This is a genomic window from Bradyrhizobium sp. USDA 3262 (assembly GCF_054060035.1).
In genome coordinates, this window is sequence record NZ_JBSSCT010000001.1 from 3,332,967 (window position 1) to 3,346,992 (window position 14,026).

General features: G+C 61.1%; 12 protein-coding genes. 2 read left to right on the forward strand and 10 right to left on the reverse strand.

What is annotated here, in order from left to right; genetic code table 11:
• Positions 1–75: 75 nt before the first annotated feature.
• Positions 76–276, forward strand: a complete 201-nt coding sequence (locus ACVWYP_RS15385; protein WP_075968505.1) for a hypothetical protein — start codon at positions 76–78, stop codon at positions 274–276.
• Positions 277–387: 111 nt separating this feature from the next.
• Here ACVWYP_RS15385 and ACVWYP_RS15390 read toward each other — a convergent pair whose 3' ends face one another.
• The 6 genes from ACVWYP_RS15390 to groES form a co-directional block, all read right to left on the reverse strand.
• Positions 388–1,734, reverse strand: coding sequence for an IS5 family transposase (locus tag ACVWYP_RS15390; RefSeq protein WP_026191834.1), 1,347 nt, complete (start codon positions 1,732–1,734; stop codon positions 388–390).
• Positions 1,735–2,026: 292 nt separating this feature from the next.
• Positions 2,027–3,619, reverse strand: coding sequence for an IS66 family transposase (gene tnpC, locus ACVWYP_RS15395; RefSeq protein ID WP_209945864.1), 1,593 nt, complete (start codon positions 3,617–3,619; stop codon positions 2,027–2,029).
• 74 nt (positions 3,620–3,693) lie between these two features.
• The gene (tnpB, locus tag ACVWYP_RS15400; RefSeq protein ID WP_016844268.1) at positions 3,694–4,038 is read right to left on the reverse strand and encodes an IS66 family insertion sequence element accessory protein TnpB; all 345 of its coding nucleotides are present in this window, start codon (positions 4,036–4,038) and stop codon (positions 3,694–3,696) included.
• Positions 4,035–4,382, reverse strand: a complete 348-nt coding sequence (locus ACVWYP_RS15405) for a transposase (RefSeq protein WP_018270221.1) — start codon at positions 4,380–4,382, stop codon at positions 4,035–4,037. Before ACVWYP_RS15405 ends, tnpB begins: the two co-directional genes overlap by 4 nt.
• A 439-nt stretch (positions 4,383–4,821) precedes the next feature.
• Positions 4,822–6,462, reverse strand: a complete 1,641-nt coding sequence (gene groL / locus ACVWYP_RS15410; RefSeq protein WP_168858704.1) for a chaperonin GroEL — start codon at positions 6,460–6,462, stop codon at positions 4,822–4,824.
• Between the two features lie 88 nt (positions 6,463–6,550).
• On the reverse strand, positions 6,551–6,865 hold the full coding sequence (gene groES / locus ACVWYP_RS15415) for a co-chaperone GroES (protein ID WP_016845959.1): 315 nt from the start codon (positions 6,863–6,865) through the stop codon (positions 6,551–6,553).
• 571 nt (positions 6,866–7,436) lie between these two features.
• Between groES and ACVWYP_RS15420 the strand changes: the two genes are divergently transcribed.
• Positions 7,437–8,084 (forward strand): FkbM family methyltransferase, encoded by a 648-nt coding sequence (locus tag ACVWYP_RS15420; protein WP_016845960.1) that lies wholly within the window; start codon positions 7,437–7,439, stop codon positions 8,082–8,084.
• A 1,035-nt stretch (positions 8,085–9,119) separates the two neighbouring features.
• On the opposite strand, the gene ACVWYP_RS15425 is transcribed toward ACVWYP_RS15420, so the two are convergent.
• The 4 genes from ACVWYP_RS15425 to ACVWYP_RS15440 are packed head-to-tail and all read right to left on the reverse strand — an operon-like array spanning position 9,120 to position 14,018.
• Positions 9,120–10,481, reverse strand: a complete 1,362-nt coding sequence (locus tag ACVWYP_RS15425) for a condensation domain-containing protein (RefSeq protein WP_233475763.1) — start codon at positions 10,479–10,481, stop codon at positions 9,120–9,122.
• A 17-nt stretch (positions 10,482–10,498) separates the two neighbouring features.
• Positions 10,499–11,740, reverse strand: coding sequence for an MFS transporter (locus ACVWYP_RS15430; RefSeq protein WP_240536984.1), 1,242 nt, complete (start codon positions 11,738–11,740; stop codon positions 10,499–10,501).
• On the reverse strand, positions 11,737–12,678 hold the full coding sequence (locus tag ACVWYP_RS15435; RefSeq protein WP_253592503.1) for a sulfotransferase family protein: 942 nt from the start codon (positions 12,676–12,678) through the stop codon (positions 11,737–11,739). The genes ACVWYP_RS15430 and ACVWYP_RS15435 overlap by 4 nt, the downstream gene beginning before the upstream one ends.
• A gap of 29 nt (positions 12,679–12,707) precedes the next feature.
• On the reverse strand, positions 12,708–14,018 hold the full coding sequence (locus tag ACVWYP_RS15440; protein ID WP_196238238.1) for an aminotransferase class III-fold pyridoxal phosphate-dependent enzyme: 1,311 nt from the start codon (positions 14,016–14,018) through the stop codon (positions 12,708–12,710).
• Positions 14,019–14,026 lie beyond the last annotated feature (8 nt).

Genomic DNA, 14,026 nt, shown 5'->3' on the forward strand with positions numbered 1-14,026 from the left:
TTTCTTGAGACTGTGTCGTCCAAGTCACCAAAGGTCTGGGGCTTCGGCTTATGTTGACCTGGAGCGAGGACTTCAATGTACGATGTCTACTTGAACGAACGGAACGATCTTCTTGTCGTTCCTCGAGGCAATTCCATTCCGATCGATCTCAACAGGAACTGGCGGAAGAAACGTATCGTGCGCTCGGTCAGCGAGCAGATCCGCGAAGATGTTCGGATCTACGGCTACCATCGGCGAAAGTTGCCGTTAAGTCGTTCGATGAACAAGTTAGCTTGATCTACAAACAACGAGCGATCGGCAAGTAAAATGCGAACGGTCGTAAATTCTAGGCGTTTGATTTTCGGACCGATTGGCGCGCCGAGAGCACTGAACCTCTTTAGTCGTCCGTTAAGAAGCCGATTGCAGCGGTGAACGGTCGCTGATGGCTGCGATGAGGGTGGCCAGGAAGAGGCGCCAAAGACCCCTCAGCCAGGCGAGGATGCGGCGGAAGTTGTGGCCGACGGCTGAGAGGATGACGTTGGCGGCGTCTCCGGCGCGGCCTTTGAGGTAGCAGCGGCCGAGGTGACCATCGGTCTTCAGGTGTCCGATGATGGGTTCGATGGCGGAGCGGCGGCGCAGCTCGCGCCTGATGATACCGAAGACCCCGCGCTTCTGGCCGGAGATGAAGACACGGCGCGGGTTCTGTGCGTCGTGGCCGCGATATCCCTTGTCGGCATAGGCCCGCTCGATCGCGCAGCCGGTGAGTGTCTCGGTGCGGTCGATGACGTCGCGCAAGGTATGACCGTCGTAGGGGTTATCGGGCAGCGCCCTGGCGTGCAGCACGAACAGGCCACCGGGAGCACGGCGGTTGTTGGTGACGATGGAGGCTTTGACACCGAACTCGTAAGGCGCGGCTGCTTTGCCCTTGCCGATGCACTCCACCTCCGGGGCGTGGAAGGAATAGAGCTTCCAGCCGCGCTGGCGCTGCTGCTGCGAGCGGATCTGCGAGGCCCGGCCGAGCGGGAGGGCGAACGCGTTCTCGAGCACGGCCTGACCTTCGATCTTGCGGCGGATATCGCGGATGATCCGGCCCAGCCGGCTGCGCAGGATACGCAACTGCCGCTGATGCCGCTTGAATTGCTTGGCATGGGCGTAGCGTCCCGCCATCATGGCCGCGGTCTTGGCAATGCGAAGATAGGACTGCCGCAGCCTGACCCCGTGCTTCCTCGCCAGGCGGTTGAGCCCCCTGATCGCCGCGTGCAGCAGCTTGGCATCGGTCGGGAAGGCGATGGCCTTCGGCTGCACGGTGGTATCGACCGTGACCCGCTTGAGGTCCTGGCTGCGTAACGCGCCGGCCTCGTGCGCCACCCGCAGGCTCTCGGCCAGCAACAGCTCCAGCTTGTCGCCGAGCCGCTTGCGCCAGTGGCTCAGGTCCGAGCGCTCGTGCGGAAACGCGTGCTGAAAGAACTCTTCGCCGGTGAAGTACTGGAAATACGGGTCGTGGACCCAGCGCTCGCACACCCCCTCATCGGACAGGCCGTAAATCTGCTTGAGCAGCAGCAGCCCGATCACGAAGCGGGTCGCGATCCCCGGCCGACCGTTCTCGCTGTAGAGCGGCGCGATCTCGCCGTCGATCCAGTCCCAATCGACCTTGCCGGCGAGCTGAACCAGCTCGTGCTTCATGTTGATGATCTGGTCCAGCCTGGCCCGGAACAGATCGCCAGATCCCGTCGTCCTTTGCTTCTTCGGTCGCATCGTCACCTCCGACGCGACCACGGAATCATGACTGGCGATTCGACTGAATCCTGAAAATGAAATTGCAAGGTTCCGAGGCTCGAAACATCAAAACCTTGCAATCCAAAAACAGTCCACACCAGCAAATGCGATTCTGCCTCAATCGCTTAGCCGATCTTCACGGACGACTCTTTATGGGCCGGAACGCGACCGCCTACCACACGCGGGACTTGACTTCATTCCGAGCGGCTTCTGCGCCCAGTGGTTCGCACGGTATCTCCGTGTTTGGAACGTAAGCGGCAAGCTGAGGCCGTCAGGCGGCGTGGTTCCATGGCATAAGCGCGTCGAGTTCGCTGCTCGGCCAACCGTTGGCGATACGCTGAAGCGTTACGGCGAGCCAGGCGAACGGATCGATGTTGTTCATCTTCGCCGTCTGCAGCAGTGTTGCGATAGTCGCCCAGGTTTGTCCGCCGCCGTCGCTGCCAGCGAAGAGACTATTCTTTCTCGTAATTGTTTGTGGCCTGATGGCGCGTTCGACGATGTTGGAGTCGAGCTCGATGCGGCCGTCGGCCAGGAAGCGCTCGAAGATGGCGCGGCGCGAGACGGCATAGCGGATCGCCTCAGCCAGTTTTGATTTGCCGGAGATCCGCCGCAAGGTCTGCTGCCAGAGGTCGAAGAGATCTGCGACGATCGCCGCGGAGGCTTGCTGGCGCGCGGCGACGCGTGCGTCGGGGCTTTGACCGCGCACGGTCTTCTCGACCTGCCAAAGCTTCGCCATCCGCTCGACCGTCGCCGTTGCCACTTCTGAGCTCCCTGCAACATGTAACTCGTAGAACTTGCGCCGGCAGTGTGACCAGCAGCCAGCCAATGTGATGCCATCATTGCCGCGATCGGATCGCGCGAGCTTGTTATAGGCGGCATAGCCATCCACCTGCAGGATGCCGCGATAACCATTGAGGTGCCGGACCGCGCATTCGCCGGAGCGGCTGTCTTCGAAGCGATAAGCCACCATCGGGGGACCGTCGCGGCCAAACGTTCGGTCATCCCTGGCATAGGCCCACAAATAGGCCGTTTTCGTCGATCCGGAGCCCGGAGCGAGCGTCGGCAAAGTGGTTTCGTCGGCAAAGACCCGTTCGGCCTTCTTGACCTCGCTGAAGATGTAGTCGGCCAGGATCTCCAGCTCGAAGCCGAGCTTGCCCATCCATTGCGCCATCAACTGGCGGTCTAGCTCGACCTTGTCGCGGGCGTAGATCGCCTCCTGCCGGTAGAGCGGCAGGCCGTCGGCATATTTGGCGACGGCGATCTGGGCCAAAAGCGCTTCCGTCGGAATGCCTCCTTCGATGATATGGGCCGGGGCCGGCGCCTGGATCACGCCGTCCGCGTTCTTGAACGCATACTTGGGACGGCGCGTGACGATCACACGGAACTTTACCGGCACCACATCCAGACGCTCCGACACGTCCTCGCCGATCAGCACTTTCTGCTTGCCGGCATGCTCAGCCAGCTCTTCCGGCTCAATGACAGTTTCGATCCGTTCCAGATGGGGCGCAAAGCCCTTGCGCCGACGCGGTGCACGCTTGCTATCCGCTTGCGCACGGCCCTTGCTGACCTGGGCCTTGATCGCAGCGATGCCGGTCTCGATCTCCTCGAAGACAAAGGCTTGCTGTTCGACGTCGCCATTCGCAGAGCCGAGCTTTTCCGATCGTCGGCCGAACCGGGCGCGGTCGAAGGCCTTCAGGATCTGTGTCAGTCGCTCGATGCGCGCATCGGCATCGGCGTTGCAGGCCTTGAGATCGGCGACCTCACTCTCCAGAGCATCGGCGCGGGCCGCTTTCTCGGCCATGGCAAGCACCATGGCCTTTAGCATCTCCACGTCATTTGGGAGGTTGAGATCGGGCGGCATCATTGGGCCTACCAGAGCACATTTTGCCCCTGTTCTCTTGCCCTTTCAGCTCACTGATTCACTTCGCCGCAGTGCTTTTACCCAACAATCTCCGGCGGCTTGACCGCCGCGGTCCGGACCCGCTTCCAGTCCATCCCATCGACCAGGGCCATCAACTGCGCAGCATTCAGCTGCACCCGATGATGTCCGATCCGCGGCCAGCAGAACCTCGCCTTCTCAAGCCGTTTTAAATAAAGGCACACGCCAGAGCCATCCCACCATACGATCTTTATTCGGTCGGCTCTTTTGGCGCGGAACACATAAAGCGAACCATCGAACGGATCTGAGCCGGCATCGCGTACCAGCGCAACAAGGCCATCGATACCCTTGCGGAAGTCGACTGGATGGCTAGCCAGGAACACCTTCACGCCGGAGGGGATCATGCCGAACGCACCGCCCGGATCACCCGCTGCAACTGCGCCTCGTCGACGTCCACGCCGGCGCGCACGATCACCTCGCCAATGGCAATTTCGATCACTGCGCCTGCCGCAGACACCACCACACCCTCGCAACTCGAGTGCCGCGCGGGACAATGTCGCTCTGCCCGAGCATCACGGCGCCAGGCGAACAGCTGCGACGGGTGAATGCCAATCCGGCGGGCGATCGCCGAGACACTCGCGCCAGGCTCCAGCGCCTCTGTCACAACTTGCGCCTTAAACTCGTCCGACCAGCGTCGGCGAAGCTGCCGCGGCGCTCCCTCAAGACGCTCGGCAACCGCTTCGATCATATGGAAGGTTCTAGTTCCAGAACTAGGCGCAGACATAGAAGCTCACATCGGCTCACAAACTCAGCAGCCGATAGCCGATCGCTTACCCACTCCGCCAGACGGGGTCTCTTTGCCGCTTACTTTGGAACCATGCCGCGAAGGGAGCCAATTTGGGAACAGCGGTTGCGGATTCCGGTTCAGCAGCCCCGGAAATCCATGTGGGAGCCCGATTCATTTTCAAGCCGAGCGGCGCCGGGAGAAAAGTCAGACTAGCCATCTTGGGCTGGGTCGGAGCGTCGCTGATATAAACGGCTGGATGGCTTCGGCCGTTGTGCTTCTCGGGGCCAACTGCCGATCCAACTCAGCCTGACAATGGCGGTGTGGTTGCAAGTTTGCCCGAAGTTGAAAACCCTGGCATTGCTGCCAGGGTTCTGCCTGTCGATCCTTTTGAGAGGAGGGATCAGAAGTCCATGCCGCCCATGCCTCCGCCCGGAGGCATCGCGGGACCGGGCGCGATCTTCTTCGGCAGCTCGGCAACCATCGCTTCCGTCGTGATCAGCAACGCCGCCACCGAGGAGGCGTTCTGGACCGCGATGCGCACGACCTTGGTCGGGTCAATGATGCCCTTGGAGACAAGGTTGCTGTACTCGCCAGTCTGCGCGTCGAAGCCGTAAGGGTATTGATCCTTCTCCAGGACTTTACCGACCACGACCGAGCCATCTTCACCGGCGTTGATCGCGATCTGCCGGGCCGGCCAGGACAGCGCCTTGCGCACGATCTCGACGCCGGTCTTCTGGTCGTCGTTCGTGGTGCGCAGGCCCTTGAGCTGCTCGGAGGCCCGGAGCAGGGCGACGCCGCCGCCCGGGAGAATGCCTTCCTCGACAGCCGCGCGGGTCGCGTGCATCGCGTCATCAACGCGATCCTTGCGCTCCTTCACCTCGACCTCGGTCGCGCCGCCGACGCGGATCACCGCGACGCCGCCTGCGAGCTTGGCGAGGCGCTCCTGCAGCTTCTCACGGTCGTAGTCCGAGGTGGTCTCCTCGATCTGCGCCTTGATCTGGGCTATGCGGGCGTCGATGTCGGCCTTCTTGCCACTTCCGTTGACGATCGTGGTGTTCTCCTTGTCGATCATCACCTTCTTGGCGCGACCGAGCATCTGCAGCGTGACGTTCTCGAGCTTGATGCCGAGGTCTTCCGAGATGGCCTGGCCGCCGGTCAGGATCGCGATGTCCTGCAGCATGGCCTTGCGGCGATCGCCGAAGCCCGGAGCCTTGACGGCCGCGACCTTCAGGCCGCCACGCAGGCGGTTCACGACGAGCGTGGCCAAGGCCTCGCCTTCGACGTCCTCGGCGACGATGACCAGCGGCTTGCCGGTCTGCACCACGGCCTCGAGCAGCGGCAGCAGCTCGTTCAGCGAGGAGAGCTTCTTCTCGTTGATCAGGATGTAGGCGTCCTCCATCTCAACGCGCATCTTGTCGGCGTTGGTGACGAAGTAGGGCGAGATGTAGCCGCGGTCGAACTGCATGCCCTCGACGACGTCGAGCTCGGTCTCGAGCGACTTGGCTTCCTCGACCGTGATGACGCCCTCGTTGCCGACCTTCTTCATGGCGTCGGCGAGGAACTTGCCGATCTCGGCGTCGCCGTTGGCGGAGATGGTGCCGACCTGGGCGATCTCCTCGTTCGAGGTGACCTTCTTCGAGTTCTTCTGGAGGTCCGCAACGACGGCTTCGACCGCGAGGTCGATACCGCGCTTCAGATCCATCGGGTTCATGCCGGCGGCGACCGACTTGGCGCCCTCGCGCACGATGGCAGCCGCAAGCACGGTCGCGGTGGTGGTGCCGTCACCGGCGGCGTCCGCTGCCTTGGCCGCGACCTCGCGCACCATCTGGGCACCCATGTTCTCGAACTTCTCCTCGAGCTCCACCTCCTTGGCGACGGCGACGCCGTCCTTGGTGATGCGGGGAGCGCCAAACGACTTCTCGAGCACCACGTTGCGGCCCTTCGGACCGAGGGTGACCTGCACGGCGTTGGCGAGAATGTCGACACCGCGCAACATGCGGTCTCGCGCTTCTACGCCGAACTTGACTTCCTTGGCTGACATAATCGAATTTCCTCAGTTCAGTTTCTCATCCTTCGACGCGCCCGGGCAAGGCGTTTGTCAAGGGCGGAGTGGATGTGGAGGGCTGGGACTAGGCGGCTTTTTTCTTGGAAAACACATCGGTGAGAACGCCCATAATGTCGCTCTCCTTCATGATCAACAGCTCCTGACCGTCGACCTTCACCTCGGTCCCTGACCACTTTCCGAACAGCACGCGATCGCCGACCTCTACGTCGATCGGAATCAACTTGCCGGTCTCGTCACGGCCGCCTGGGCCAACCGCGACGACTTCGCCCTGCGAGGGCTTTTCCTTGGCTGTGTCGGGAATGATGATGCCGCCAGCTGTCTTCTCTTCAGCGTCGATGCGCTTGACCACGACGCGGTCGTGAAGCGGACGGAAATTCATGTAGGCCTCCTGAGCATTTGAACGAGTTGACAATGGGCGCCTTTTGAGCAGCCTCATTGTTGCAAGAGCCAGGCCAAAGATGAGCCGAGCGATCTGCCTGCAATCGTGCTGAATCTCTCGCTTGGCCCGCTCGTGCATTCGTCGGGAAGCAAACGTTTTTGTGTACACAGCTCGCCAAGCTGTTGCCAACCTGACATTGCTTCTCGTCAAAATATGAGTTTACCGTCACGCGCATGGATCAAGGTCGTGCACGCTCGGCGCAACAAGATCAGGCCGATCACGGCCCACGAATGGGATAGCAATCAAGCGCCGACAGTCTCCTTCCCTATCTTTTTCACGGCTCTTCCTTGTCGGCCCTGCGAGCAAAGCTGCTCGTACGAACTGGCTAAAGGAAAACTATACGGCCGGGCTGTTTTGCGTCGACGGCGCTGCATAGCGCTGATGGATCAAGGCGATTGGGACCGGCATATGGATTATATACGTTGATATACGTTGTGCCGAAGCGTCTGGCGTGTGATTGCGAAGTTGATGGCGAATCCAACCGATCTCCGCGCCAATAGGAAAACAACCTGTGTCGTCTGTAGAAGTACATCAGCATATCGTTTCACTTCTTCAGAAGCCCGATCCGGTCATCTTGGATATCGGCTGCAATGACGGAACCGATACGCAACAGTTTCTTACCCTGTGCCCACAAGCTCAGCTTTACTGCTTCGAGCCGGACCCTCGGGCGATCGCGCGCTTCAAGAAGAAGTTGGGCCTTTCCCTCGATAAGGTGCAGCTGCTTGAAATCGCGATCAGTGATAGAAACGGGACGATCGATTTCCATCCAAGCAATGCAGATGGAGAAGCAAAAGAATGGGATCTCTCCGGCTCGATACGCCGACCGAAAAACCATCTTACCGAGTATGATTGGGTTCGGTTCGATCGCCCGTTCTCGGTTGAAACCCGGCGGCTGGACGATTGGTGCAGCGAGGCTAAGCTGAACACGGTTGACTTCATTTGGATGGATGTCCAAGGCGCGGAGGCCGACGTCATTGCAGGCGGCATGCAGACCTTGAGCAATACGCGCTTCGTGTACACGGAGTATAGCGACCGAGAGCTCTACGAAGGTCAGCTGTCGCTGCAGGCTATTCTTGATCTATTGCCGTCATTCGAAGTGGCGGCTCATTATCCCCGCGCTGTGGAAGGTGATGTATTGCTTAAGAATACACGCTTCTAGCGCCTATCACATCCGGCCCTGGTCGTCATTCCCCGGAAGACCTGCCTCGGATTCTCTGCGGCGCAGCGCCGCAGGACGGCCGATCACCGCGCGAATGGATGCTGCAAGCCTCACGTTCCCGTCTCGGTCGCTATGCAGGCCTTGGCGATAGCGCACTTAGGTACCTTCGATAAATACTATTATCGTTTGACGATCATTTGTTTGGCGGGGCGGCACGGCTCGCGACTCCGGGGCGAGCAGCTCGAGCTTTCTCAGATGCCTGAACCAATACTGCCAGCCGACGCTCAAAGCGCTTAATCGTCCGAACTGCTGCTGTATGCTCTGGCCCCCTCGGAAGGCGGTTCACTGCTTCGAACAAATGCCAAAGCAGCTGCATCAGTTCTCGTAGATCCTTAAGATGCGCCACTTCAATTACGCGCTTTCCACCGCTATTGTTCCGTCATGCCGAAACATTCGTCTCCAGCCCAAGTCAATCGCCAGTGGGGCGTTGGATAGCGAGTTCGTCGCCGCTCATCGGCTGCAGCTTGTATTCCGTGATACGTCGCTGGCACAAAGCATCGTCGATGAGCCTCTGCGCCTTCATGCACGAATATGCCTGCATCAGCGCATGATCCCGTAAAATCAACGCCTGCCGTGTGGGGGCGAATCCATTCATTGAACGAAGACTTGCAATGACCGTGCCATCGCTAGCTCAATGCAAGAAAGGCATGGATGTGAGGATGCTAACTCGCAATTGATCGCAATATCTGGCTGGTGGTAGACCCGAAATCCTGGTCGGCACTACGCACGTTGCTGTCCGGAGCAAGAATTGTGTCGACTTGGCCTCTGGCGAGGATCATCTTGATCGCTCGCAAAGCCACGCGCGAGAAAGTCGCCCGAACCAAAAGATAGAGCAGATAGGGCCTATGCTTGCGCCCGCCTCGGAGCAGATGGCGCTCTCGGCTCCTTAATTTAGCTCCCTTCCGGTCACCCGAATGATCGTGATCGTAACGCGAGCGGTTCTTGGTCAAGAACGCTAACCTCTCGGCCATCCTGTCAGTCGATTGAGAGCCGCGGTAGCGGACGGGCGCCGCTGATCAGATGGGCCTGCGCGGCCACCTCAGCAAGATAGTTGTCCATCGCACTTCGCGCGGTGGCTGTACCAGGGTGGCGGAAGTTCACGGAAATTCCGTCCTGCCAGCGACTGATCCATAGGTATGTCTCGCACGCATCGGAGCTACGGCTAATCAGAAATCGCGTCCGCCAATGGGGCCAGCGGTCCGATCCGGGCACCGTCCGATTGTCCATATAGGATACCATGAAACGGTCGCGCAGTGTGGTGCCGAGCAGCTCCATGGCCTTTGAAAATGGCACCTGAGCCGTTTTCTTGGCGCGTTTGAGTTCGAACCGGGCGGCGTTCAGGATTTCCGGCAACGTATCGGCCACCCGGAAGCTCACCGGGCTCATCCCGACATACCATCCAACCGAACGCATCGATCGCAGATCGTACCTGGTGTGAAAGGGTGCAACGGCGTGGAATTGTCGTTGGTTCGCCAGTGTCTTTCCTGCCAGCGCCAGACAGGCGAAAATTCCCGTCGCCGCGTTTCCGCCCTGGGACCTGCAGCCGCGATCGAATTCGCATGCGCCAGCCGCATCGAGCAGCCACATTTTTCCGCTCCGCTGCAAGGATTTCTCCGGCGTATCGAATGATAGCGGAAAGTCCGGCAATTGACCGCCGTTCGCCGCGATCAGCTCGCGCCAATGGCAGATAGCAGGATGGTCATCGGTTAGATCGGTCAATCGCTCTCGTTCGGCCTCGGCGTGATCCAGATAGCTGTGCACCGCCGCCAGCTGGGGTTCCACTCGACGGATCGCGGCTGTGTACAGTTCGTGGATCTCATACGGTACCAAGGCCATCGAGTAGGCATCGCTAACAGAGTGGTCGGAGGCGAGCAGGAGGCTCGTGGATGTCGGCCGGCTGATCGTCACGAAGACGTACGCCGGCCAGCGCAGCGGGTTGGTCTCCGCGTCAAACAGTTTTTCGAGCAGCTGAGCAGTTTCGCCGCTATCGGCGCAGTCACTCACCACGGTTTGCTCAAGCGCTGCAGCGCCTGGATCAATCGTGGCGCGACGCATTGCCGATCCATCCTTGGCCAATCGGCTGCGTAATACCTCGTGCCGATCGACCCAGCCAAGGATCGCTTTGGTCAGCGCAGCGGCATTGAGCTCGCCTGGCAACTCGAATGCTGCGCCGAGCCAGCCCGGTCGGCCATCGTCCGCAGAGCGAAGATGTTCCTCTTGCACATAGGACGGGCGGCGCGGGTCAGCCCGCCAGCTGATCGGCTCGGTGACGTTGATCCGCCAAACCATTAGCCGCCCAGGCTGCCGATCAAGATCGCCAAATTCTTTGATGTCCATGAGCCAGTCCGTCGCGGTCATAGACGCAAGCTGCGCGCCTGGCGCAGCGGCCAAATCCACACTATGGAGGCCATGCCAAGCACGCTGCTCGCGAGCAACGTGGTGCGCAGGCTCGTCGCAGCAGCGACCGCGCCGCCGGCGAGCGCCCCCAATGAGGCCAGTCCCCACACCACGCTGCGGATACTCGCATTGATCCGGCCCTGTAAGTGCGGCGGGGCCAACGCATATCGAATGGGAACCTGCTGCACGTTGTAGATCCCTTGGCCGATCCACAGCATGAATTGAGAGAGGGTCACGCATGCCACTGCGGCCCACCAGGGCTGGGTGAGCAGGGCCGCCAAGCTCATTCCGCCGGCGCTCACCGCCAAACCGATCATTAAAGTTGGGCCGAGGCCGATCGCCCGGCCCACCCGCGGTGAGCTAGCCGCACCGACCACACCGCCAAGCGCACCGATGCCGAGCGCCATGCCGACGAGCCGGCTGTCAAACCCGAGATCCTTGGTCAAATGCAGCAGAAACGCCGCAGAATACGCGTTGTGCCAAAAGATGAATGTGCCGCTCGCCAACGTGACTGCCCGCAAAACCGGATTGCCGAACAGGCTTACCAAACCCTCGGCGACTTGGCCGAGCACTGCTCTCGGCGCGGCCTCCGAGCACCCAGCGTTACGCAGGGGCACCAGAGACAGCAACGCGGCGGCAAGCAAAAATGAAATCGAGTCCGCCAGTATTGCGGTCGGGGCAGAGAATTCGTTGACGAGCCAACCGGCCAGGAACGGACCTGCTGCCATCGCGCCCGCTTGGCTGAGCTCCAATGAACTCTGTGCCCGAACCAGCTGTGAGCGATCTAGCAGGGTGGGTATGCACGCCAGATAAGCCACGTCAGCGATCACTGCGGCAACCCCAACCAGCATGCTCGTCGTGTACAACTGAACCAGTCCAAGATGTCCAAGGTTGGCGAACAAGGGAATTGTGGCCAGCGTCGCCGCCATCACCAGATTGGCGGTCAAAAGGATCCGCCGATGCGGGAGGCGGTCCACGACGACCCCGGCGAACAGACTCACCACCAGGTACGGCGCTCGACCGCAGGCCAACAGCAGCCCCGTTTGCGCCGGTCCCGCGTCCAGCAACGTGATTGCGGTTAGCGGCAGCGCCAGCAAGGTTACATTAGAGCCCAGCAGCGAAATGGTCTGGCCGACGAGCAGCGCAAGATAGCTTCGTGGCAGTCCACGAGGCGCGGCGGAACAGCGCGGGCGGCTCACGCGTCGCCAGACAGGCGGGGAGCCGACAGATACCCAAGTCGGCTCAGCTCACTTTCGGCGATCTGCTCGAATTCCTCGATCTGGGCTCGCGTCAGATCTTGGACGTAACGACCGATCCTGCCTCGGTGCAGCGGCTTCCCCGCAGCCTCGGCGGCCGGATGGCCGTGCGGTTGTTCGAACAATACGTGCTCGTATTCAGCGTGACGCAGCACGGCCTCATCCCAAGGCAAGCCGAGGTGATCCAGGATTCGGGCCAGGGTGGGACGGGGACTGCCTACAAGATCCTCGTAACGCACCTCGAGATAGCGGCCAGGCGGCGCGATTTTATGTGGCTGGGATACCACTTCCAGCCAACCGCGCGCGGCGTCGGCAACAGTTCGGTATCCCCAATCAGGGACGGTTTTCAGATGAGAGGCGGCAACGTCGCGGCCGTCCCGCACGATATGCACGAAATGTGCGCGCGGCCACTGCCGGGCGAAGGCGTCGGTGTGGGCAATCTTGCGCTGCAGTTTCAAGCCCCAGCGCCGGGCCCCACTACGAGCTCGGCGCAACTCGCCCATCTCGTTGATAAGGCGGCATCGGGCGGCGAACGAAACAATGTCGTCCCCCATCTCGACCATCACCTTGCTGACCAACCCACGCATATCATCGAAGTCGAGGCCGAACCGGCGGCACTGGACCACAAAATGCACCCCGTCATACCAAAACGGATCGACCGTGTTTTTGGTCATGCCCACGACACGGGAATCGCCGGCCGCCAGCAGGTCGATCGCGCTCAAGATGTGCGGACCGAGATTGGGCGGTTCGAGGAAGTCGATCTCCGGACCGGCTACCAGATCCAGATGCGAATCGAGCACGATGCTCAGCAATGTGGTGCCAGAGCGGTTCTCGCCGCCGAGCAGCACCGGCGATGTGGAAAATGGATTGGGCAGCGGCATGGGTGTGTTCTCGGTTGGAAAATGCCTGCTCATCCGCAGACGGGTCCGGTGAACCAGCGCCTGACCGCTCCCGGGGTGGCCACGAAATGATCCCTGGCGAACCGTACAGCGGCGGCGACTGGATCCCCGTCGCCGCCGGTGCTCTCCATACGGGACAGAGCCGCCGGCAGGGCCTCTCCAGCGGCCTCGACAGCCGCCTGCACATCGGCGTCGGATACCGCCGCCGATGGCATGAAGCGGCCACCGTACTGCATGAGGAAACCCCGGGCCCACATCTCCTGGAAAAAGGCGTGGCCAAGTTCGGGGTTGGCAAATACGACATCGAACATAGTCGGCCAGGCGAATGCCCATGCCGCGACCTGCTGTCTGACGAAGACCTCGTTGAGCCCCTTGATCAGTTGCTTGCCAACCTCGCGCATCCGAGCCAGCAAGATCCCGTCGCGCAGCGCGTGTAGGGTGCTCAGTGCGGCCGCAAACGGGGTAACCTCGCGCTGGTAGGTATTGCCCAGGTATGTCTTCTCGGCGGCGGCTAGTACGTCCGCGCGACCCGCGACTGCGGATAACGCCATTCCATTGGCCAGTCCTTTGCTCAGCGTGATCAGATCGGGCGTGAGGCCGACCGCTACGTGGTAGCCGCCAATGCCATAGCGGAATCCGGTCATCACCTCATCAAGGATGAGCAAGGCGCCGTGCCGATGCACCAGCCTCTGTAGTTCCTGATGGTATTCGGGCGGGAAGAAGTTGACCTCGGGGGTGACGATCACCGCGGCGACGCGCTGGACGCTTGCCAACTCGTCGAGCAAGTCCAGGTTGTAGCGGAAATCCACGCTGTCTCGGTCCCGATTGGGTAGCCCCATCTCTGGTCGGTCCTGCAACTGCCAATCGTGCCAGCCATGATATCCGCTGGTAAGCACATGGTTCAGCCCTGTGAATGCGCGGGCAAGGCGGACGGCGGCGGTAGTCGCACACGATCCCGTGCGGAAGAAAATTGAGCGTTCCGCCACCGGGAAGATCTCCGCCAACCGTTCGGCCAGTTCAACCCGGTGCACGGATAGCGGCCCGGGCAATACGCCGCCGGTGCGGCGCATCTCGGCGACGGCGTGCGCCAAGACCGGCTCGTATCCGGCTCCGAGCGGCGCGGCACCACTACAGGAAGTGAAATCGACATATTGCCGTCCATTGATGTCCCATGCATGCGCACCCGAAGCGCGCGTCATGACGACCGGAAAGCGCCTGTTGAGATCCCATTTTTCCGACGCGGTGACGCGCAATGCGCGGCGCAGTGCTGATCTGTGCGCGTCGGTCGCGGCCACGGTTGCAGTCGGGGTGGCGATCGACATCAGCCGTC

Excerpts from the sequence above, each read along its gene's own strand:
- ACVWYP_RS15385 (WP_075968505.1), top strand. The coding sequence starts at position 76 with ATGTACGATGTCTACTTGAACGAACGGAACGATCTTCTTGTCGTTCCT.
- ACVWYP_RS15390 (WP_026191834.1), bottom strand. The coding sequence starts at position 1,734 with ATGCGACCGAAGAAGCAAAGGACGACGGGATCTGGCGATCTGTTCCGG.
- tnpC (WP_209945864.1), bottom strand. The coding sequence starts at position 3,619 with ATGATGCCGCCCGATCTCAACCTCCCAAATGACGTGGAGATGCTAAAG.
- tnpB (WP_016844268.1), bottom strand. The coding sequence starts at position 4,038 with ATGATCCCCTCCGGCGTGAAGGTGTTCCTGGCTAGCCATCCAGTCGAC.
- ACVWYP_RS15405 (WP_018270221.1), bottom strand. The coding sequence starts at position 4,382 with ATGATCGAAGCGGTTGCCGAGCGTCTTGAGGGAGCGCCGCGGCAGCTT.
- groL (WP_168858704.1), bottom strand. The coding sequence starts at position 6,462 with ATGTCAGCCAAGGAAGTCAAGTTCGGCGTAGAAGCGCGAGACCGCATG.
- groES (WP_016845959.1), bottom strand. The coding sequence starts at position 6,865 with ATGAATTTCCGTCCGCTTCACGACCGCGTCGTGGTCAAGCGCATCGAC.
- ACVWYP_RS15425 (WP_233475763.1), bottom strand. The coding sequence starts at position 10,481 with ATGGACATCAAAGAATTTGGCGATCTTGATCGGCAGCCTGGGCGGCTA.
- ACVWYP_RS15435 (WP_253592503.1), bottom strand. The coding sequence starts at position 12,678 with ATGCCGCTGCCCAATCCATTTTCCACATCGCCGGTGCTGCTCGGCGGC.
- ACVWYP_RS15440 (WP_196238238.1), bottom strand. The coding sequence starts at position 14,018 with ATGTCGATCGCCACCCCGACTGCAACCGTGGCCGCGACCGACGCGCAC.